The organism is Amycolatopsis sp. NPDC051102, from assembly GCF_040682815.1.
Taxonomy (GTDB): domain Bacteria; phylum Actinomycetota; class Actinomycetes; order Mycobacteriales; family Pseudonocardiaceae; genus Amycolatopsis.
Genome location: NZ_JBFBBT010000019.1, coordinates 166,025 through 185,340 on the forward strand (window position 1 = coordinate 166,025; position 19,316 = coordinate 185,340).

Below are 19,316 nucleotides of genomic sequence, written 5' to 3' on the forward strand. Positions count from 1 at the left end.
GCCACCCGGCGGGAGCCGGGGTCACCCGATCGGTTAATTCATCGATTGTTGATATCATGACGTCCATGGTGCTGCCCAAGGGACTCGCCCGGTTCAACCGCGTGGTGACGAACCGGATCAACAAGCACGTGGTCGGCTGGGCCCCCGGGTTCGGCCTGCTCGTCCACAAGGGACGGAAGTCGGGCCGGGAGTACCGGACGCCGTTGAACGTCTTCCGCACCGGCGACGGGTTCGTCGTCGCCCTCACCTACGGTCCCGACACGGACTGGGTCAAGAACGTGCTGGCCGCGGAGAGTTGCACCATCATCACCCAGCGGAAAAATTACCGCGTGCACTCGCCCGAACTCGTGCATGATGAGTCGCGCCGAGCGATGCCGGTACCGGTGCGCCAGTTCCTCGGCCTGCTGAACGTCCACGACTTCCTGCTGCTGAAGCGGGACTAGGGGGAGCAATGCTGCTCGAGGGGGAGCTCGTCCGGCTGCGGGCACTCGAACCGGAGGACGCCGAACGGATTCACCCGTTCGTGATCGACCCCGAGGTCGGCCGCTGGATGCAGAACGAGCACCCCCTTTCGCTGGCCCAGGTGCGCAAACGCTGCGAAGAACGCGCGGTCAACACCTACGAGAAAGTCGTCCTCGGCATCGAGGCCAAGGCCGATCGGAAGCTCATCGGCATCATCGACCTGCGTGACGCCGAGCCCGAAGTCGGCGAGGCCTACCTGGACGTCTACATCGGCGACGCCGAATACCGCGCGGGTGGCGGCTACGGCACCGAGGCGCTGCGCCTGATGTGCCGGTACGGCTTCGACAACATGCGGCTGCACCAGATCACGCTGTGGGTCGTCGCCGAGAACGAGGTCGCCCGGCACGTCTACCGCAAGATCGGGTTCGTCGAGGAGGGCCGGCACCGCGAGGCGTTCGTCGGCCTCGACGGCAAGCGCCACGACATGATTCTGATGAGCATGCTGAAGGGCGAGCTCAAGTGGTGAGCCGCCGCGGCGCCTTCAGCCGCCACGCGTCTTCGAGCAGCTCGCGCAGCTGATCGACGTCCACCCGCTCGAGGTCCACGATGATCGAGCCGTACCCGTCGTAGTGCGGGGTCGTGAAGAAGGCCGCGTCGCCGGAATCCAGCAACGCGGCCTTCTCGTCGTGCCCGCACAGCACCACCAGGCCGCCTTCGGCCTCGGTGCGCAGCCGCGCGAATCCCTTGCCCGCCACCTTCAGCGCGGGCGTCCGATACCACGTCGACACCTCCACCTCCGGTAGCCCGGAGGCGAGGCGCACGACGTCTTCCCAGGTCGTCATGGGTCCATTGTCGACCCGGTGGCTTGGAAAAGCGGAGCTACGGCAGGCGGGTGATCCGGTCCGCCGCGGGCGGGGCCAGGTTCGGGTGCGCACCCAGGTACGCGACCAGCGCGTCCAGGTCCACCGGTCCGCCGGCCAGGTTCGTGCCCTTGGTGAACTCGGTGAAGCCGTCCCCGCCGGCGGCGAGGAAGTTGTTCACCGACACGCGGAACGTCGCCGCCGGGTCGACCGGCGTGCCGTTCACCGTGATGTTCGAGACGCGCGAGCCGATCGGCGCGGCCGCCGAGTACGAGTAGTGCAGCGAGCTCGAGATCTGCAGGATCTTCGTGCCGCTCGCGGTCCACTGCTGTTCCAGCACGTTCTTCAGGTTCGCGCCGGTCAGCGTGATCGTCTGCATGATGTTCGAGAACGGCTGGACCGTGAACGCCTCGCCGTAGGTCACCACGCCGTCGCCCTCGCCGTTCGGCGACGACTTGTACGTCAGGTCGGCGCGGATGCCGCCCGGGTTGGTGATCGCGACGACCGCGTTGTTCGACTGCGTGCCCGCGAGCTGCGCGTCGGCGATGACGTCGCCGAGCGGCGACTCACCGGCCGCGTTGCCCGCCGCCGGCAGGTCGGCGGTGATGGTGCCGACCTGGCGGTTCGCGATCGGCGCGGACTTGGTCTTGGCGTCGGCGACCAGCGCGGCCACGACCGGGTCCGGCGTGACCGTGCGGGTGACGATCTCGTTGAACGCCTTGGTCTGCGACCGCACGACGTCGCGGGTCTTCAGGCTGATCTTCAGGTCCACCACCGACAGCAGCCTGCCGAACGACGAGCCCTGGATGACCGGCCGCGGCTGGCCCGCCGGGTCGTTGATCACGCAGTTGTACTGCTGGTGGCTGTGCCCGGTGAAGAAGGCGTCGACCTTCGGCGTCACCGCGGCGGCGATCGCGGCGGCCGGGCCGGGGCGCAGCTTGCAGTCGTTCGGGCCTTCGACCTCGGTGCCGTCACCCTGGTGCATCAGCACGACCTGGGCTTTGACGCCGAAGTAGTCGAGCAGGTTCGCGGTCCGGTTGATCGCCTCGACCTCGTCGCCGAACTTCAGGCCCTTGATGGCCTCGGGGGTGACGACGGTCGGCAAGTCCTTCAGGGTGGCGCCGATGACGCCGACCGGGACGCCGCCCTCGAACTTCACGGTGAACGGCAACAGCGCGGGCAGGCCGTTGGTGAAGTACACATTGGACCCGAGGAACGGGAACTTCGCCCCGTCGAACGTCGGCTGGAACTGGCAGCCGTCCGTCGGGTGGCAGCCGCCGAACTGCATGCGCTGCAGTTCCTTGTAGCCCTCGTCGAACTCGTGGTTGCCGACGACGGACGCGTTGACGCCGAGCATGTTCAGGAAGTCGATGGTCGGCTCGTCGTGGAACAGCGCCGAGGTCAGCGGCGACGCGCCGATGTTGTCCCCGGCGGACACGACGAACGAGTTGCGCACCTGCGCCCGCAGCTGCTTCACGTGCGTGGCCAGGTAAGCGGCCCCGCCGGCGTCCACAGTGGTCCCGTCCGACTGCACCACGCGCCCGCTGGAACCGGACGGCGGCTCCAGGTTGCCGTGCAGGTCGTTGAACCCGATGATCCGGACGTCGGTCGTGGGGTCCGGGCGCTGGCCCGCGGACGCGGGTGCGGTGGTCACCGCCGTCGTAGCCAGCGCGGCCGCGGCGAACACCGCGAGCCGGGTCGAAAGCCTCATGAGTGTTCTTCCTCCGATTCGCGCCCAGGGTCCCCGAACGGGCGCACGGCGGAGGATTCTGCCTGGTGAACCGGTCACCTACCAGGGGCAAAAGACGGCCGTAAAGCGAATGTCACCTAACGGCTTCCGTCGAGCAGCACGCGCGCCACGAGTTCCGGGTCGTCGTTCATCGGCACGTGCCCGCAGCCGGGCAGCAGCCGGAACACCCCGTGCGGCGCGACTTTCCGCAGGTCGGCGACGCGCGGCCGGGCGAGGATCCGGTCCCGCTCGGCCCACGCGACGGTCACCGGGACGCCGGTGACCGGGCCGGTGAAGCGGAAGTCCCCGCGCGACTGGGCGGCGGTGGGTTCGAAGCCGGGCGCGGTGGCGAGCGCGCGAGCGTCCTCGACGACGGCGTCGGGTGTCTGCCGCTCGGGCCGCCCGACGATCATCCCGGTCAGCGCGCGCCGCCCGGCGGCCGTCGCGGCGATGCGGCGCACGACGTGCGGCGGGGTGCGCTGGGCGAGAGAGCGGTGCGCCCGGAGCGTGGCGATCGCGTAGAGCTTCTGACGCCGGTTCCACAGCCCGGCCGGCGACAACGCCGTGACGCTGCGGACCAGGCCGGCCTGCCCGAGCGCCAGCGACAGCAGGCCGCCGAGCGAGTTGCCGGCGACGTGCGGCCGGTCGAGCCCGAGGTCGGTGAACAGCTCCTTGAACATCACCAGCGCCGGCTCGATGCCGTACCCGCCGGACGGCTCGGGCGACTCACCGAAGCCGGGCAGGTCGACGGCGATGACGTCACGGTGGGGCGTGAGCAGCGGGAACACCGGCGCCCACGCCTGACGGCGGTGGCCGATGCCGTGGATCAGCACCAGCGGTTCGCCGTGGCCGGCGCGGTCATAGACAACGTCGTCCATGGCCCAAGAGTAGCGGAAACCTACGACTGGAAGTAACAGTTACTCTGCGTCCGGCTCCACCCGGGTGCCGCTGTCGGCCGACCGCTGGACGGCGTCGAGCACGCGGTGCACGCGCAGAGCGTGTGCGAAGTCGGGCAGGTCGCCCTTGAGGTGCCGCGCGTAGGCGTGCGCGACGTTGTACGACGGCTCGGCGCTGCGGCCGGCCAGCTGCGGCAGCTCGTACCGCGCGGGGACGGTCAGCTTCTCGAGCGTGCCGGTCCGGCTGCCGCGCAACGTCAGCTTCGCGATCCAGAACAGCGGGTCCGCGGCCTCGACGACCAGCGTGCCTTCGGTGCCGTTGATCTCCCAGTGGAAGTTCGTGGCCGGCGACGTCCCGCCGCGCAGGTGCAGCGACGCGACCGCGCCCCCGGTCAGCACGCCGGTGACGGCGATCTGGTCCGGCGCGGTCATCTCGACGGACTCGCCGGTGACCTCGTCGCGCACCCTCGGCCGGACCGTCGCCATCGTCGCCGAGAGTCCGGTGAAGCCGCCGAGGACCATGGCCAGCGCGTCGACGGTGTGCGCGAACGGGATGGTCAGCATCGTCGCCCCGCCCTCGGGGTGCAGCTGGTAGTCCCGGCCGGCGCGCACGCTCGGCCCCCAGTTGGCACCCGAAGCGATCAGCGACGTCGAAAGCACCCGGCCGACGTAGCCGTCCTTGATGAGGTCACGCAGGTAGCGCAACGCGGGCGCGGACCGCCCCTGCAGGCCGACGGCTGTCGTCTTCCCGCGAGCGGCTTCGGCCAGCGCCTCGGTTTCGGCCAGGCTGACGCCCAGCGGCCACTCGCTCAGCACCTGCTTGCCCGCGGCCAGCGCGGGCTCGATGAGCGCCCGGTGCTCGGACACCTTCACGGCGACCACCACGAGGTCGACCTCCGGGTGCCGGGCCAGCTCCCCGGCGTCGCCGAAGGTCAGCGGCACGCCGTACTTCTCCCCGGCCACCCGGGCCGACTCCGCGTTGCTGCCGCTGAGCGCCCGGAGTTCGTAGCCGTCCACCGCGGCCAGCGCGGGCACGTGCGCGGTCGCGGCCCAGCCGCCGTTCGCGCTGAGCCCGACGATGCCCACCCGGACCGGTGCCATGAGCGTTCCTTTCGTTCCCCGCACAAGACTTCGACGTGCCGAGCGTCGTGGTCATTCCCGGGTCGGCGCAAGCAGCAACCGGTTACGCCGGCATGACTTCGGTAACACCCGGTCCGGCGGCACCGATGTGGCGGACGTTCCGACATGTGGGGGAAAGATGGGCATCGAGGTCGTCCTCATCGTGCTGGCCGTCGTGGTGCTGCTCATCGGGGGCACGGTGTTCAGCGCCTGGCATGCCGAGCGCGGCGAGGACCGCGACGACGACTGACCGATCGGCCCGGCGGCGGGTCGGCCAAGTGGCCGATGGGCGTCCGGACCGCGCGGCTCATCGACCGAAGCGGCACCGGCGGCAAGATCCATACCGTCGGTGGCATGACGAACGCACAGGTCACAGCCCTGCAGTACGGCTTCATCGGGTTTCTCGCGCTGTGGGTCGTGGTCCTGGTGCCGCAGCTGATCACCCAGCTCGCCCGCCACGGCGGCCTGCGCCTGCGCGGCATCGCCACGACGGCGGCGGTGCTGCTCTACGGCTGCATGACGCTCGCGGTCGTCCTCCTGCCGCTGCCGGGGCCGGGCACCCGCCGGCTGACGCAGACGGTGCAGCTGCACCCGTTCCAGTGGATCACCGACATCCACACGGAGCTGCTCAAGCACGGCGGGGACTGGTTCACGACGCAGACGTTCCAGCAGGCGTGCTTGAACGTGCTGCTGTTCGTCCCGCTGGGCGTGTTCGCGCGGATCCTCTGGCGCCGCGGCCTGACCGGCACGACCCTGATCGGCTTCACGGCGTCACTGTTCATCGAGATCATGCAGGTCACGGCCAACTTCGGCACGGCACCGCACGTCTACCGCATCTTCGACGTCGACGACCTCATGAACAACACGGCCGGCGCCGGCGTCGGCTGGGTGTTCGGCGCGCTGCTGCTGACGGTCCTGCGTTCACCGGTCCACGTGCAGCCGGCCCGGCGCGAGCGGGTCGACCTCGCCAAGACGCGCTAACCGGGCTTTCCGCTGCAGCGCGGCCCGCTTGGCGGCCCGCCGGTCTTCCAGGACGACCACGAGCGCGGCAACGGCGAGGACCAGCGCAACCAGCCCGAAGACGATCGGAAGCTGCACGAAATCCTCCTCGGTACGGCGCTGTGCGGGAGATCACACAGGTTACGCAGGTTCGTGGTGAATCCGCTACCCCATGCGACGGGGACGGACGGAGAACCAGGCGCGGTCGGGGGTGAGCCGGCGGTCGAAGGCGAAGTCAGCCGAGGTCAGGAGGCCGTCGAGGTCCAGGCGGCGGCAGGTGAACTCCTGGTGCCACCGCCGCCCGCGTGCGGCGTAGTGGACGGTCGCCGAGAGGAGATCGCCGTCGCGGACAACGTCGGCCAGCTCGATCGCCACCTCGCCGAGCCGGCCACCCTGGCCGGACGCGGCGGCGTCGAACCACGCGGGCGGATACCACTCGACGATCAGCTGCCCGTCCGGGGCGAGGTGCCGCCGCGCGGCGGCGAGCATCGCTCGCCGGTCCGCATCCAGCTCGGTCACGCCCAGCATGCCGGAGCTCGGCATCGGATAGCCGGCCGCCGCCGGCCCGGCCGGCATGTGCCGGCCCAGCCCAGACCTCACCCAAAGCACCCCCCGCCCTCCCTGGGGGCCGGCCCCGCTTCCAGCGTATCGGCACCCCCCGACGAAACCGCCGAATCGCCGAGCCCAGACCCGGGTTGTCCACATCGGCGAAGACCTGTGGACCGGCGAGCCACCGCGCCGAACCCGAGCGTGCCCGAAACTGGACAGGTGAACACCCGACCCACAAAGGACCAGCTGGCCGCAGCGCATAACACGACCATCCAGGACGTCATCGCGCCCGGCCTCGACGTCCTCTTCTGCGGCATCAACCCCGGCCTCTACTCCGGCGCACTGGGCCAGCACTTCGCCCGCCCCGGCAACCGCTTCTGGCCGGCCCTGCACAACGGCGGCTTCACCCCACGCCGCTACGCCCCCAGCGAGCAGCACGAACTCCTCGACCTCAAGCTCGGCATCACGAACGTCGTCGCGCGGACCACGGCTCGCGCCGACGAACTGTCCGACGACGAGCTGCGTGAAGGCGGGAAACTCCTCGTCGCGAAGGTTCTCCAGTACCGTCCGCGCTGGCTGGCCGTCGTCGGGATCACCGCGTACCGGACCGCGTTCGGCTTCCCGAAGGCGCGCGTCGGGCCGCAGGAGCACCGGATCGGGGACACCCGCGTGTGGGTGCTGCCGAACCCGAGCGGGCTCAACGCGCACTGGACGCCGGCCGGGCTGGCCGCCGAGTTCGGGCGGCTGCGGGCCGCATCCGAAGACTGTCGAAATCGTTGAACGACCACGAGCCACCCTCAGTAGCGCCGACTGCCCCTTCAGGTCCCGTCCCGTCCAGCCGAGCCAAGTCTGCAAGATCGTCTTCTACCCACAGTTTGCTGTGACCTGCAGGTTGGGCCATGAGGGGGAATTGGCGTCATGAGCTGCGCAATCGCGACTCGTACCAACAGGAGGAGTCACTTTTGGCCCGGTCCCGGCAGGGGGGACCGGACGGATGCCGGGAGGTGTCCCCAGGAGCGACGGCGCAGAGACGGAGGCCCACGATGCACGGCATCGAGCCCAGCCGCAGGCCCAGCGGGCCGGCCGGAGCCGGCGGGCGCAGCCTCGGCGTGGCGGTCGTCGACCCCGTCCCGATCTTCCGCGACGGCCTCGCCGCGCTCGTCCACCGCAGCCAGGGGCTGCACTGGGCCGGCCAGGCCGCCAGCCACCACGCCGCGCTGCAGCTGTGCGAGCAGGTGAAGCCCGACGTCGTCGTGCTCGACTCGGCGCTCGACCCGAACTGCCACCTGACCAAGCTGCTCAACGCCGGTGACCCGGCGCTGATCCTCGTCACCCTGATCCGCGACGCGAACCGCACGCAGCAGTACCTCGCGGCCGCGATCGCCGCCGGCGCGCACGCGATCGTGCCGCGGTCGATCGATTCACGGCGGCTCGCCGAAGCGATCCGCCGGGCACACACCGAACGCCGTTACATCGACCCGGCGCTGGCCGCCCTCACCGCCCGGCCGAAGCGCGCGTCCGCCCCGAAGGGCGACCTCGCCCACGACAGCCCGCCGGCGCCGCGTGGCGGGATGCCGCTGTCCCGGCGCGAGTACCAGGTGCTGCAGCTGGTCGCCGAGGGACTCGAGAACTCGGCGATCGCGAAGCTGCTTTTCCTGTCCGTCGAGACGGTCCGGACCCACGTGAAGAGCATCCTGCGCAAGCTTTCGGCCCGGGACCGGACACACGCCGTGACAATCGCCTTCCGCAGCGGGATCCTGATCGCCCGGGCCGAGGACGGCCACCTGCCGGTGACTGCGGACACAACGGCACTCCCCGGCCAGCGTTGACCCCGGAAACCGGCGGATTTTCCGCACTCGGAAGTGCGGATCTGCTTGCTCTGGTTACCCGCAGGTAATATCCTGAAGTTACCGGCGAGTAAGGCGAACATGTGCCCGGCCGGGGAGCCGAACACATTGGAGTGACGACATGGGCCACTACAAGAGCAACGTCCGAGACCTGGAGTTCAACCTCTTCGAGGTACTCGGCGTGCAGGAGCGCCTTGGCAAGGGTGTGCTCGCCGAATCCGACGAAGAGACCGCGCGCGGTGTGCTGTCCGAGCTGAACAAGCTCGCGACCGGCCCGCTCGCCGAGTCCTTCGCCGACGCGGACCGCAACCCGCCGGTGTACGACCCGAAGACGTTCAGCGTGAAGATCCCCGAGTCGTTCAAGAAGAGCTACCAGCAGCTCCTGGACGGCGAGTGGTGGCGCCTCGGCCTGACCAACGACCTCGGCGGCTTCGGTCTCCCGCCCACCGTGCAGTGGGCCGCGTCCGAGCTCATCCTCGGCGCCAACGCCCCGCTGTTCATGTACATGGCGGGCCCCAACTTCGCCATGATCGTGAACAAGAACGGCACCGAAGAGCAGAAGCACTGGGCCCAGATCATGATCGACCGGGCCTGGGGCGCCACGATGGTGCTGACCGAGCCGGACGCCGGCTCCGACGTCGGCGCGGGCCGCACCAAGGCTACCCAGCAGGAGGACGGCTCCTGGCACATCGACGGCGTGAAGCGGTTCATCACCTCGGCCGAGCACGACATGAGCGAAAACATCATGCACCTGGTGCTCGCCCGTCCCGAGGGTCCCGGCATCGAGACCAAGCCGGGCACCAAGGGCCTGTCGCTGTTCCTCGTGCCGAAGTTCCACTTCGACTCCAAGACCGGTGAGCTGGGCGAGCGCAACGGCGCCTTCGTCACCAACGTCGAGCACAAGATGGGCATCAAGGCCTCGACGACGTGCGAGCTGACCTTCGGCCAGCACGGCACCCCGGCCAAGGGCTGGCTGCTCGGCGAGGTCCACGACGGCATCGCGCAGATGTTCCAGGTCATCGAGTACGCCCGGATGATGGTCGGCACGAAGGCCATCGCGACGCTGTCGACGGGTTACCTCAACGCCCTCGAGTACGCCAAGGAGCGCGTCCAGGGCGCCGACCTGCCGAACATGCTGAACAAGGCCGCCCCGCGCGTCACCATCACCCACCACCCGGACGTCCGCCGCTCGCTGATGCTGCAGAAGGCGTACGCCGAGGGTCTCCGCGCGGTGTACCTCTACACGGCGTCCTTCCAGGACCAGCTGTGGACCGGCGAAGGCGACCAGAAGCTCGCGCACGGCGTCAACGACCTGCTGCTGCCGATCGTCAAGGGTGTCGGCTCCGAGCGCGCCACCGAGCAGCTCGTGCAGTCGCTGCAGACGCTGGGCGGGTCCGGCTTCCTGCAGGACTACCCCATCGAGCAGTACATTCGCGACGCCAAGATCGACTCGCTGTACGAGGGCACCACGGCCATCCAGTCGCTGGACTTCTTCTTCCGGAAGATCGTCCGCGACAAGGGCCAGTCGCTCGCGTACGTGGCCGGTGAGATCTCGAAGTTCATCGAGTCCGAGGCGGGCAACGGCCGGCTCAAGAACGAGCGTGCGCTGCTCAAGCAGGCCCTCGAGGACACCCAGGGCATGCTCGGCTCGCTGATCGGCTACCTGACCGCGTCGCAAGAGGACCCGCAGAGCATCAACAAGGTGGGCCAGCACACGGTCCGCCTGCTGATGTCGGTCGGCGACCTGCTCATCGGCTGGCAGCTGCTCAAGCACGCCGAGGTCGCGATCGGCAAGCTCGACGCGGGCGCGTCCGCCAAGGACGTCCCGTTCTACGAGGGCAAGATCGCCGTGGCCTCGTTCTTCGCGAAGCAGGTGCTGCCGGAGCTGACCGCCCGCCGCGCCATCGTGGAGGCCGCCGACAACGCGCTCATGGAACTGGACGAAGCCGCGTTCTGATCAACGCGTTGCGCCGAAGGGCCCCTTCCCACCCGGAAGGGGCCCTTCCGGCGTTTCGAGGGCATACCGCCGGGGCATTCCGTCTCCGAGAGTCGCGGGACCGAGTGGCCGGACCCGCGATCACCGAGAGGAGATAGTGATGACTGTCGCCGGCATCATCAGCGCCATCATCGTCGGGCTGATCATCGGCGTTCTGGGCCGGCTGCTCGCTCCCGGCAAGCAGAACATCCCGATCTGGCTGACCATCGTGATCGGTATCATCGCCGCCTTCATCGGCACGGCCATCGCGCGCGGTCTCGGGTACGCGGACACCAACGGCATCGACTGGCTGGAGATCCTCACCCAGGTCGTCCTGGCCGCGATCGGTGTCAGCATCGCCGCGGGCGCCTACGGCCGTCGTGGTGTAACCAGGTAACCCCTCCAGGATCCGGCCCGGCCGGTTCACCCACGGGTGAACCGGCCGGGCTTTTCCGTGTCTACCGCCGGGCCGAGGCGCGGGCCAGCGCGACGGCGAACCCGGTCCCGGCCAGCAGCAGCGCCGCCGCGCAGGTCATCGTCGTGGTGATGGCGTGGGCCGACGACCCGCCGGCGAGCGTCAGGAACAGGCTCCCGAAGGTCGCCACCCCCACGACCTGGCCCAGCTGCAACGTCGTCGTGAGCAGGCCGCTGGCGTCCGCCGCGCTGGCGAGCGGGACGTGGGTGAGGGCGTGCGCCATCAGCGACCCGAACGCCAGGCCCATGGACAGGCCGAACAGCACGAGCGCGGCGAAGAACAGCGCGCCGCCCTTGCTGCCGTCCTGCAGGCTCAGCCCCAGCAGCGCGTACGCGATCGCCGACCCGACGTAACCGGACGGCGTGAGCGCCGCGTGGATGCGTTCGGGCAGCTTGTGCCAGAAGAAACCGCAGATGCCGAAGACCACGCCGCCGGGCGCCATGGTCAACCCGGCCGCCAGCGCCGTCTCCCCGAGACCCGCCTGCAGGTGCAGCGCCACGCAGAAGAGGAAACCGCCGTACGACGCCACGCCGGTGGCCAGCGCGGCCAGGCCCGGTGCGACTCCGCGGACCTTGAGGACGCTCAGGTTGACCAGCGGATCGCGCACGCGGCGTTCCACGACCACGAACAGCACGGCGAGCAGCAGACCCGCCGCGAGCGAACCGAACGTCCACGCGGGCCAGCCGGTTTCGTGCCCGAGGACCAGCGGCAGCACGACGAGCACCACCGCGGGCACGGCGATGGCGAGACCGGCGAGGTCGAGCCGGCGGCCCGCCTTCGCCGCGCCGCCGGGGACGAGCCGCAGGGCGAGCACGGCCACGACCACGCCGATCGGCACGTTCACCAGGAAGATCGGCCGCCAGCCCGCGCCGAAGAGGTCCGCGCCGACGAGCACCCCGCCGAGGACCTGGCCTGCCACGAACGCGACGGAGATGACGGCGGTGTACGCGCTGAGCGCCCTAGCCCGCGCCGGGCCGGTGAACTGCGCCTGGATGACGCTGATGACCTGCGGCATCATCAGCGCGGCGCCGGCGCCCTGGGCGATCCGCGCGACGATCAGCGTCACCGCGTCCGGCGCAAATCCGCAGAGCAGCGAGCAGACGGTGAAGGCGACGACACCGGTGACGAACAGGCGCCGGCGTCCGAACAGCTCGCCGAGCCGGGCGCCGGTGATCAGCAACATCGCGTAGCCCACGGTGTAGCCGGAAACGACGAGCTGTAGCGCGGCGCCGGACGCGTGCAGGTCGGTGCGGATGTCGGTCATGGCGACGTTCACGACGGTGACGTCGAGCAGCGCCATGAACTGGCCGAGCAGCAGGACGGCCAGCATGAACCACGGCCGCCGGTCCGGCCGGGCGGCCCCGTCCGGGGTGGCCGGGGCAGGTGTGGTCAGTGTCATGCCTCTGACCTTGGGGTTCTTCGGTGCTTCCCGGAGAGAGCCTGCTGATGCTGGTACTGGGAACACCAGCTTTTCCCGAAATTGTCGTACCCCTCGGGCACCATGTCGGTATGACGTCAACGCAGGTCCACACCAGCCGCCGGGAGGAACTCGGCCAGTTCCTCAAGGCGTGCCGGGCGCGGATCGGCCCGGCCGAGGTCGGGCTGCCGCCCGGCGTGCGGCGTCGCACCAGCGGGCTGCGGCGCGAGGAGGTCGCGCTGCTCGCCGGCGTCGGCGTCACCTGGTACACGTGGCTCGAACAGGGGCGGCCGATCAACGCGAGCGCGCAGGTGCTGGACGCCGTCGCGCGCACGCTGCGGATGGACCACCCCGAGCGGGAGCACCTCTACCGGCTGGCGGAGCTGACGCCGTCGCGGCTGCCGTCGTCGGTCGAGGAGGTGCCGGACGCGGTGCGCGAGGTGCTGCGCGCGCTCGACCCGCTGCCGGCCACCGTGGTCAACGGCCGGTTCGACGTCCTCGCGTCGAACGCGGCGCAGGAGGACCTGTTCTGGGAGTGGCACAGCCTGCCGTGCCTGCACAAGAACCTGCTGTGGTGCTGCGTGACCGAGCCGAACGCGCGGCGGTTCCTGCTGAACTACGACGAGGAGGTGCCGCACATGGTCGCGCGGATGCGCGCCGAGTACGGCAGCCACATCGGTGACCCGTCGTGGGAGGAGGACATCCGGCGGCTGTCCGCGCTGAGCCCCGAGTTCGCCGCGCTGTGGGCGCGGCACGAGGTGGCGGAGCCGCGGGCGCGGCTGCGGGAGTTCGAGCACCCGCGGGCGGGCCGGATGCACTTCCGGCTGACCGAGCTGGCCGTGTCGGAGGCGCCGGGCCTGCGGATCCAGGTGTCCACTCCGGACGACGCTTCGACGTGGGCGTTGCTGTCACGCACCCGGCGGTCGTCGTGACGGCACTGGATCTGAGCGGTCAGGGGCTCACGTCGGTGCCTTCGGTGCCGCCCGACGTCACCCAGCTCGACCTGTACAAGAACGCGATCTCGGTGGTGCCCGGGTCGCTGTGGTCGCTGACCGGGCTGCGCGTGCTGAACCTCGCGGCGAACCGGATTTCCGTGCTGCCGCCGGGGATTTCGGCGCTGACGTCGCTGCACACGCTCGACCTGGCGCACAACCGGTTCGATTCGCTGCCGGACGAGGTGGGCGAGCTGGCCGGGCTCACCGAGTACCTGTACGTCAGCGACAACCGGCTGACGAAGTTCCCGGACGCCTGGTGCCGGCTGGGGAAGCTGCGGTACCTGGGGTGCACGGACAACCGGCTCGCGGCGCTTCCCGCGGACCTCTCGGGGTTCGCGGCGCTGCGCGAACTCCGGCTCTACCGCAACGAGCTGACCGAGCTGCCGGAGTCGATCGGTGCGCTGAGCGCGTTGCGGGAACTGCACCTGCGCGGCAACCGGCTCACTTCGCTGCCGTCGTCGATCGGCCTGCTGGGTGAGCTGCGTCAGCTGGATCTGCGCGAGAACTCGTTGACGACGCTGCCCGCGTCGCTGGCCCGGCTGTCCAAACTGGACAAACTGGATCTCCGGTGGAACAAGCAGCTGCGGGAGCCGGCGTGGCTGCGCGACTTCGAGGAGGCGGGGTGCATGGTCCTTCGCTGACAACTCAACAGAGAACGGTCGGACGCGGACCGTAGGTCGCCGTGTGCGACGTCCGCCTGACCTCGGTGCCGCTCGCGATGTCGTAGAGCACGCGCGTGTCGGTCACGCTGAACCCGGACGAGCCGATCGACGGCCGGCACGGGCCGCTCCCACCGGAGCCGAACTGGATCGGGGGTGGTTCGCCGGGGGTCTGCGCGCCGGTCTGGCCCTCGACGCGGTAGTGCCGGGTGCCCCAGATCCGGACGGTCACCGAGTCGCCGGACACCGTGGCCTGGACGGCGATGCCGGTCGCCGTGTCGTTGGTCAGCTTGAGCTCGACGGGGCTGCCGTCGGCGTTGACGGCCTTGGCGTCGCGGCCCACCGGGTAGCGGTCGAGGTAGTGGTCGTGCTCCAGGTGACCGGCGTCGGCGAGCCCGGCGAGGTAGGCGGCGTTGTACAAAGTGGACGCCAGCTGGGAGACGCCGCCACCGACGACGTCCGCGCCGGTGCCGTCCTCGTCGACCGGGGCCGGCACGTAGCCGGCGTCCGCGGTGCGCGGTCCGGAGCGGCCACCGAGGCTGAAGGTCTCGCCGGGCTTGACGATGGCGCCGGACACGCGGGCGGCCAGCGTCCGGTTGTTCGTCGCGGCCGGGCCGGCCAGGCCACCGGTGGTGAACTCGCCGATGACCTCCTTGATGCCGAGCGCGCTGGCGGCGTCGGTGGTCACGCTGGGCGCCGACGCGCTGTAGACGACCGGGAGGTCCCGCTTGTCGGTCTTCTTCAGCACGTCGATCAGGGGGAGGAAGGTCTTCTCCCAGTCGACCTTGCGGGCGTCCTCGGACGGCTCGACGGTGGGCTGGTCGCCGCTGAAGACGATCTGCGCGTCCTTGCCGTCGGTCTCGGTGCTCGCGAGGTCGTCCTTCAGGGCGGCCTGCAGCTTGCCCTGGTCGATCCGGACCTCGACGGCCCCGCCTTCGACCGCGGCGAACTGGAACGACGACGCGATCGCCACGGGCTTCAGCGGAACGTCCTTGCCCTCGCCGTGCACGACGACCAGCTTCGCGACGGCGGGCACGACGATCTGCTGGTAGGCGGCCTGCACGCCGGCCGCGGTCGCCTTCACGGGCGTGATCGCCATGGCGAGCGTGACCCCGCCCGGGTCAAGCCAGTGGTCGGTGACGGTGTGCACGGCGCCGGCGACGTCGGTCAGCTGCTGGCCCTGCCGCGGCAGGATGGGGAAGGGCGTGACACCGCCGTCGCTGCCGTCGATCGGCGTGAACCCGACCGAGCCTTCGGTGGCGGGGTGGTTCAGCCTGCCCTCGGCGAGCTCGCGCAGGGCGTCGCCGATCCGGTTCTGGTCGGTACGCGTGGCGACCCCGACCTCGCGGCTGGTGAAGAACGACATGATCCGCGTGATCGGGCTGAGCGGCTGGTGCCCGGCGAGCCCGAGGGTGTTCGGCCAGTCGAGCCCGAGCCCGGACTGCGAGGGCACCAGTTCGGCCTGCACATCCCCGCCGTGGACGACGACGGGCCGGGTCAGCCGCGGCTCGAGTTCCTTCCGCAGCTTGGCTTCGGCCTCGGCATGGGAGAGCCCGCCGACATCGATCCCGGCGACGGTCACCCCGCGCGGCACATCACCGGCCGAGACGGCGAGATCGATGGCGTAGAGGATGACGAAGATGCCGAGCGCGAGCCCGATGGCCATCATGGTCCGGGCCACGCCCTTGCGCAGCTTCCGAGCGGGAGTGTCGGGAGCGGGAGGCGGGGCGGGGACTTCGAGGAGTTCGCCGAGCAGGTCATCGGAGAAGAGATCGGTGGCCACGGCGGTCCCGGCGGGAGCATCGGGTTCCGCAGCCGGCCAGACCGGCGGCAATCCGCCGGCGGCGCCCGCCTCGGCCGCGGGCACGATCTCGGTGACCGGATCGACCTCAGCCCGCGCATCCGCCGCATCAGCCACCGACAACCCGGCTGCGGTCTCGACCGCGGGCACAGCCTCGGTGACGGGCTCGGCCTCCAGCTGCCCACCCACGGTTCCGGAGTCGGCCACCGGCAGCTCCGGCACGGTCTCGGCGGCACCCACCGGCTCCACCCTCGGCAACGCCGGCACGGCCTCGGCAGCGCCCACCGGCTCCGCCCTCGGCAACTCCGGCGCGGTCTCGGCGGCGTTAACCGGCTCCACCGCCGGCAGCTCCGGCTGGGCGTCGGGCCACACCTCGGCCGCCGGGGTTCCTTCGACGACCGCGGGCCCGGTCGACGCGTCCGTGCGGCCGGGTTCGCGCACGTCGGCGCGCTCGGTCACCTCTTCGTCTGCCACGCCCCTGCCTTCCGCGGGACCCGACCTACAGGTACAGCCCCGTCCCGTGCTCGGTCTGCTCGGTCGCCACCGCGTGGATGTCGCGTTCGCGCATCACCAGGTGCCCTTCGCCCTGGATTTCGACCTCGAGCTGGTCCTCCGGGTTGAAGAGCACGCGGTCGCCCGTCTTGACGTTCCGCACACTGTTGCCCACGCCCAGTACATCACCCCAGGCGAGCCGGCGCGCGACCTGCGCCGTCGCGGGGATCACGATGCCGCCGCTGCTGCGGCGCTCCCCTTCTTCCGGCGAAAGCCGCACGAGCACGCGATCATGCAGCATCTGGATCTGGAGTTTCGGCCCGTCAGACACGGCCTGCATGTTACTCGGCAGTCCGCGGCGCACCGGCCATGACCAAGCTCAACTCACTCGCGCCACCGCTCTCGAGCCGCACCGGCACGCCCCAGTCCTGCCGGGTGATCCGGCACGCCGGGTGCTCGCCGCCGTCATCGCAACTCGCCGCCTGCGCGACGACCTGCAGCACGCCTTCGCCCGCGGCGAGGCGGATCTTGCGGCTCAGGTCCGTGCCGGTACCGCCGCCGTCGACCAGCAGCGATGGCGGTGACGCGCTGATCTCCAGCCGCGTCGACGGGCCGAAGCGGTCGTCCAGCTTCTCGCCGGGTGGCGCCGTGAACACGACCGAAAAGTCGATTTCGCCCGGCGCCAGGACCGTCGGCGGGCGGCGCACGGCGTGCGCGTCGCCGGCCACGACCGTCGGCTCAGCGGCCGGCAGCGGGCCGATCCGGTTGCCCGCCGACTCGACGACCAGCAGCTCGCCGTCGTGCAGCAGCAGGCCCTGCGGCTCGGCGAGCCCGGTGGCGATGGTGGTCACCTGGCGGGTGAAGACGTCGAAGCGGCGGACCGCGCCGTTGTAGGTGTCGGCGATGGCGATCTTGTCGCCGGGCAGCACGGCCAAGCCCAGCGGGTGCTGGAGCAGCGCCTCGTCGGCCGGGCCGTCGGTGTGGCCGAACGAAAAGAGGTCGACGCCGATCGCCGTCTGCACGGTGAACGACTCGCCGTCGGGCTCGAGCCAGCGCAGCGCCGACGTCTCGGCGTCGACGAGCCACAGCTTGTCGCCGTCGACGGCGAGGCCGGACGTCTGCGCGAAGAACGCTTCGCTGACATCGCCGTCGCGCAGTCCTTCGACGGTCGTCCCGGCGAAGCGGCGGATCGTGCCGCCGACCGGGTCGAAGACGCTGAGCGTGTGGTTGCCCGCCATGGCGACGACGACCCCGCCGGCCGGGCCCCACCAGGCGACGTCCCACGGGCTGGTGAGGTCGACCTCGACGCCCTTGCCGGAGTCCGGCCCGCTGCGCCACTGCGCGCCGGTGCCGGCGACCGTCGTCACCTCGCCGGTGATCAGGTCGAGGCCACGCAGCCGGTGACCGGCCGTGTCGGCGACGACGGCGTGGTAGCCGACGCGCTCGGCGACGTCGTACGGCAGCAGCGCGATGCCCGACGGCTCGGCGAAGGTCGCGATGTCGAACGGGCCGTCCTGGCCACCGCGGGCCCCGCTGCCGAAGCGGCGGATGACGGTCTCGCCGTCCGAAGCGAACTCGACGATCGCGTGGTGCCCGGTGTCGGCGACCAGCACGCGCCCCTCGGCCGTCGCGACGGCCTTGCTCGGGAACCGCAGCTCGGCGGGCTGCTCCTCGACCGGCACGTACGGGCTGCCGCCGCGGCGCAGCGTCCCCTTGGCTTCGTGCTTCGTGACCAGGTCGGCGATGACGCGGCGAAGCGCCTCTTCGTGCCCTTCGCCGGCGGCGACGTGCACGACGTACCCCTCGGGGTCGATTACCACCAGCGTCGGCCACGCGCGGACGGCGTACTGCGACCACAGCTCCATCTTCGGGTCGTTGACGACCGGGTGGTGCACGTCGTAGCGGCGGACCGCGGCCTCGATCGAGGCGCGCTCGCCCTCGTGCAGGAACTTCGGCGAGTGGACACCGATCGTGACCAGCACGTCCGCGAACTCGGCCTCCAGGGGACGCAGCTCGTCGAGCACGTGGAGGCAGTTGATGCAGCCGCTGGTCCAGAAGTCCAGCAGGACGACGCGGCCGCGCAGCTCGGCGAGGGTGATCGGGCGGCCGCCGGTGTTCAGCCAGACGTCGCCGCGCAGCTCGGGGGCGCGCACGCGGCTCTGCGGTCGTGGAGAAGTCACGGCATGAGTGAACTACACGCGTTCACGCTCTGTTCCGCGATGCGCCCGATGAGAGAACAAACTCACCCCTTAAGGGTCACCCAGGTCGGCACGAAAAAGGACGCGCGGGCGGGTGAGCCGCCGCTTAGGCTCGGGCCATGACCCCCGTCCAACCGGCCGGCGCCCTCACTCCGGAGGAGGCGCGGCACCTGCAGGAGAACCTCCGGGAACCCGTGCGTCCCGGACTGAGCGAAACCGAGCTCGACGACGTCGAGCACCGGTTCGGCTTCCGCTTCGCGGCGGACCACCGCACGTTCCTGTCAGCCGGCGTCCCGATCGGCGACCGCTGGCCCGACTGGCGCTGCGGCAACCCGGAACAGCTGCGCAAACGGTTGGCATGGCCGGTCGACGGAGTGCTGTACGACGTCGAGCACAACGGCTTCTGGCTCCCGGACTGGGGCACGCGCCCGGTTGGCCCGGAGGACGCGGTCCGCGAAGCGCGCCGCCGCCTGGCCGACGTGCCACAGCTGGTGCCGGTGTGCGGGCACCGGTACCTGCCCGGCCTGCCGGACACGGTGGGTTACCCGGTCCTGTCGGTGTACCAGACGGACATCATCGTGTACGGCTCTGACCTGCGGGATTACCTGCACCGCGAGTTCGCGACGGGCGGAATCAGCACAGCGCCGCCGGACGGCCCTCGCTACATCCCGTTCTGGTCCCGCTTCATCGACTAGCCTCCGCGGCCCGCTTCAGCCGGGCGAGGGACGTCGCTGCCTTGACCCAATAGAGGAGCGGGGTGGTCATCCCGTCGCCTGAGGCCGTCAAATCACTTTGAGCCGGGCCCGCAACACACAGCGCAACGCGAGAGAGCAGCGCAAGATT

Annotated in this window: 20 protein-coding genes; 10 read left to right on the plus strand and 10 right to left on the minus strand. The window is 70.5% G+C overall.

Annotated features, from left to right (window positions below):
• The first annotated feature begins 65 nt into the window (after window positions 1-65).
• The gene (locus AB0M93_RS37240) at window positions 66-443 is read left to right on the plus strand and encodes a nitroreductase family deazaflavin-dependent oxidoreductase (protein WP_364283045.1); all 378 of its coding nucleotides are present in this window, start codon (window positions 66-68) and stop codon (window positions 441-443) included.
• Between the two features lie 8 nt (window positions 444-451).
• Window positions 452-988 carry a GNAT family protein gene (locus AB0M93_RS37245; RefSeq protein WP_364282968.1) on the plus strand — a complete coding sequence of 179 codons (537 nt, stop codon included), beginning with the start codon at window positions 452-454 and terminating at the stop codon, window positions 986-988.
• Here AB0M93_RS37245 and AB0M93_RS37250 read toward each other — a convergent pair.
• The 4 genes from AB0M93_RS37250 to AB0M93_RS37265 form a co-directional block, all read right to left on the minus strand.
• Entirely contained in the window at window positions 978-1,304 is a 327-nt protein-coding gene (locus AB0M93_RS37250; protein ID WP_364282970.1) for an MmcQ/YjbR family DNA-binding protein, read from the minus strand. The genes AB0M93_RS37245 and AB0M93_RS37250 overlap by 11 nt on opposite strands.
• Window positions 1,305-1,341: 37 nt before the next feature.
• Window positions 1,342-3,033, minus strand: coding sequence for a bifunctional metallophosphatase/5'-nucleotidase (locus AB0M93_RS37255; protein ID WP_364282973.1), 1,692 nt, complete (start codon window positions 3,031-3,033; stop codon window positions 1,342-1,344).
• A gap of 116 nt (window positions 3,034-3,149) precedes the next feature.
• Complete coding sequence (locus tag AB0M93_RS37260) at window positions 3,150-3,929, minus strand: alpha/beta fold hydrolase (RefSeq protein WP_364282976.1); 780 nt, start codon at window positions 3,927-3,929, stop codon at window positions 3,150-3,152.
• A 39-nt stretch (window positions 3,930-3,968) separates the two neighbouring features.
• Window positions 3,969-5,048, minus strand: a complete 1,080-nt coding sequence (locus AB0M93_RS37265) for a Gfo/Idh/MocA family oxidoreductase (RefSeq protein ID WP_364282978.1) — start codon at window positions 5,046-5,048, stop codon at window positions 3,969-3,971.
• A 372-nt stretch (window positions 5,049-5,420) separates the two neighbouring features.
• On the opposite strand from AB0M93_RS37265, the gene AB0M93_RS37270 reads away from it, so the two are divergent.
• A complete protein-coding gene (locus AB0M93_RS37270) occupies window positions 5,421-6,047 on the plus strand; it encodes a VanZ family protein (RefSeq protein ID WP_364282981.1) in 627 nt (208 codons plus the stop codon).
• Here AB0M93_RS37270 and AB0M93_RS37275 read toward each other — a convergent pair.
• The gene (locus AB0M93_RS37275) at window positions 5,988-6,164 is read right to left on the minus strand and encodes a hypothetical protein (RefSeq protein WP_364282984.1); all 177 of its coding nucleotides are present in this window, start codon (window positions 6,162-6,164) and stop codon (window positions 5,988-5,990) included. The two genes, AB0M93_RS37270 and AB0M93_RS37275, sit on opposite strands and share 60 nt — an antisense overlap.
• Window positions 6,165-6,230: 66 nt before the next feature.
• On the minus strand, window positions 6,231-6,665 hold the full coding sequence (locus tag AB0M93_RS37280; RefSeq protein ID WP_364282987.1) for a hypothetical protein: 435 nt from the start codon (window positions 6,663-6,665) through the stop codon (window positions 6,231-6,233).
• A 168-nt stretch (window positions 6,666-6,833) separates the two neighbouring features.
• Between AB0M93_RS37280 and mug the strand changes: the two genes are divergently transcribed.
• The 4 genes from mug (at window position 6,834) to AB0M93_RS37300 (ending at window position 10,833) form a co-directional block, all read left to right on the plus strand.
• Window positions 6,834-7,394, plus strand: coding sequence for a G/U mismatch-specific DNA glycosylase (mug, locus tag AB0M93_RS37285; RefSeq protein WP_364282990.1), 561 nt, complete (start codon window positions 6,834-6,836; stop codon window positions 7,392-7,394).
• Window positions 7,395-7,657: 263 nt separating this feature from the next.
• On the plus strand, window positions 7,658-8,443 hold the full coding sequence (locus tag AB0M93_RS37290; protein ID WP_364282993.1) for a response regulator transcription factor: 786 nt from the start codon (window positions 7,658-7,660) through the stop codon (window positions 8,441-8,443).
• Window positions 8,444-8,582: 139 nt separating this feature from the next.
• A complete protein-coding gene (locus AB0M93_RS37295; RefSeq protein WP_364282996.1) occupies window positions 8,583-10,418 on the plus strand; it encodes an acyl-CoA dehydrogenase in 1,836 nt (611 codons plus the stop codon).
• A 139-nt stretch (window positions 10,419-10,557) separates the two neighbouring features.
• A complete protein-coding gene (locus AB0M93_RS37300) occupies window positions 10,558-10,833 on the plus strand; it encodes a GlsB/YeaQ/YmgE family stress response membrane protein (protein WP_103353968.1) in 276 nt (91 codons plus the stop codon).
• Window positions 10,834-10,894: 61 nt separating this feature from the next.
• Here AB0M93_RS37300 and AB0M93_RS37305 read toward each other — a convergent pair whose 3' ends face one another.
• Complete coding sequence (locus AB0M93_RS37305) at window positions 10,895-12,310, minus strand: MFS transporter (protein ID WP_364282999.1); 1,416 nt, start codon at window positions 12,308-12,310, stop codon at window positions 10,895-10,897.
• A 110-nt stretch (window positions 12,311-12,420) separates the two neighbouring features.
• Here AB0M93_RS37305 and AB0M93_RS37310 point away from each other — a divergent pair, with 110 nt between their 5' ends.
• Together AB0M93_RS37310 and AB0M93_RS37315 are read left to right on the plus strand one after the other, a co-directional pair.
• Window positions 12,421-13,260 carry a helix-turn-helix transcriptional regulator gene (locus AB0M93_RS37310; protein ID WP_364283002.1) on the plus strand — a complete coding sequence of 280 codons (840 nt, stop codon included), beginning with the start codon at window positions 12,421-12,423 and terminating at the stop codon, window positions 13,258-13,260.
• Complete coding sequence (locus tag AB0M93_RS37315) at window positions 13,257-13,964, plus strand: leucine-rich repeat domain-containing protein (protein WP_364283048.1); 708 nt, start codon at window positions 13,257-13,259, stop codon at window positions 13,962-13,964. The genes AB0M93_RS37310 and AB0M93_RS37315 overlap by 4 nt, the downstream gene beginning before the upstream one ends.
• 4 nt (window positions 13,965-13,968) lie before the next feature.
• Here AB0M93_RS37315 and AB0M93_RS37320 read toward each other — a convergent pair whose 3' ends face one another.
• The 3 genes from AB0M93_RS37320 to AB0M93_RS37330 form a co-directional block, all read right to left on the minus strand.
• On the minus strand, window positions 13,969-15,765 hold the full coding sequence (locus AB0M93_RS37320; RefSeq protein ID WP_364283050.1) for a VanW family protein: 1,797 nt from the start codon (window positions 15,763-15,765) through the stop codon (window positions 13,969-13,971).
• A gap of 517 nt (window positions 15,766-16,282) precedes the next feature.
• Complete coding sequence (locus tag AB0M93_RS37325) at window positions 16,283-16,615, minus strand: co-chaperone GroES (protein ID WP_364283005.1); 333 nt, start codon at window positions 16,613-16,615, stop codon at window positions 16,283-16,285.
• Window position 16,616: 1 nt separating this feature from the next.
• Window positions 16,617-18,428 carry an NHL domain-containing thioredoxin family protein gene (locus AB0M93_RS37330; protein ID WP_364283053.1) on the minus strand — a complete coding sequence of 604 codons (1,812 nt, stop codon included), beginning with the start codon at window positions 18,426-18,428 and terminating at the stop codon, window positions 16,617-16,619.
• Between the two features lie 164 nt (window positions 18,429-18,592).
• Between AB0M93_RS37330 and AB0M93_RS37335 the strand changes: the two genes are divergently transcribed.
• Complete coding sequence (locus tag AB0M93_RS37335) at window positions 18,593-19,168, plus strand: hypothetical protein (protein ID WP_364283008.1); 576 nt, start codon at window positions 18,593-18,595, stop codon at window positions 19,166-19,168.
• The last annotated feature ends 148 nt before the right edge of the window (window positions 19,169-19,316 follow it).

Excerpts from the sequence above, each read along its gene's own strand:
- AB0M93_RS37290 (WP_364282993.1), top strand. The coding sequence starts at position 7,658 with ATGCACGGCATCGAGCCCAGCCGCAGGCCCAGCGGGCCGGCCGGAGCC.
- AB0M93_RS37305 (WP_364282999.1), bottom strand. The coding sequence starts at position 12,310 with ATGACACTGACCACACCTGCCCCGGCCACCCCGGACGGGGCCGCCCGG.
- AB0M93_RS37310 (WP_364283002.1), top strand. The coding sequence starts at position 12,421 with ATGACGTCAACGCAGGTCCACACCAGCCGCCGGGAGGAACTCGGCCAG.
- AB0M93_RS37270 (WP_364282981.1), top strand. The coding sequence starts at position 5,421 with ATGACGAACGCACAGGTCACAGCCCTGCAGTACGGCTTCATCGGGTTT.
- AB0M93_RS37335 (WP_364283008.1), top strand. The coding sequence starts at position 18,593 with ATGACCCCCGTCCAACCGGCCGGCGCCCTCACTCCGGAGGAGGCGCGG.
- AB0M93_RS37245 (WP_364282968.1), top strand. The coding sequence starts at position 452 with ATGCTGCTCGAGGGGGAGCTCGTCCGGCTGCGGGCACTCGAACCGGAG.
- AB0M93_RS37255 (WP_364282973.1), bottom strand. The coding sequence starts at position 3,033 with ATGAGGCTTTCGACCCGGCTCGCGGTGTTCGCCGCGGCCGCGCTGGCT.
- AB0M93_RS37250 (WP_364282970.1), bottom strand. The coding sequence starts at position 1,304 with ATGACGACCTGGGAAGACGTCGTGCGCCTCGCCTCCGGGCTACCGGAG.
- AB0M93_RS37295 (WP_364282996.1), top strand. The coding sequence starts at position 8,583 with ATGGGCCACTACAAGAGCAACGTCCGAGACCTGGAGTTCAACCTCTTC.
- AB0M93_RS37265 (WP_364282978.1), bottom strand. The coding sequence starts at position 5,048 with ATGGCACCGGTCCGGGTGGGCATCGTCGGGCTCAGCGCGAACGGCGGC.
- AB0M93_RS37240 (WP_364283045.1), top strand. The coding sequence starts at position 66 with ATGGTGCTGCCCAAGGGACTCGCCCGGTTCAACCGCGTGGTGACGAAC.
- AB0M93_RS37300 (WP_103353968.1), top strand. The coding sequence starts at position 10,558 with ATGACTGTCGCCGGCATCATCAGCGCCATCATCGTCGGGCTGATCATC.
- AB0M93_RS37325 (WP_364283005.1), bottom strand. The coding sequence starts at position 16,615 with ATGCAGGCCGTGTCTGACGGGCCGAAACTCCAGATCCAGATGCTGCAT.
- AB0M93_RS37260 (WP_364282976.1), bottom strand. The coding sequence starts at position 3,929 with ATGGACGACGTTGTCTATGACCGCGCCGGCCACGGCGAACCGCTGGTG.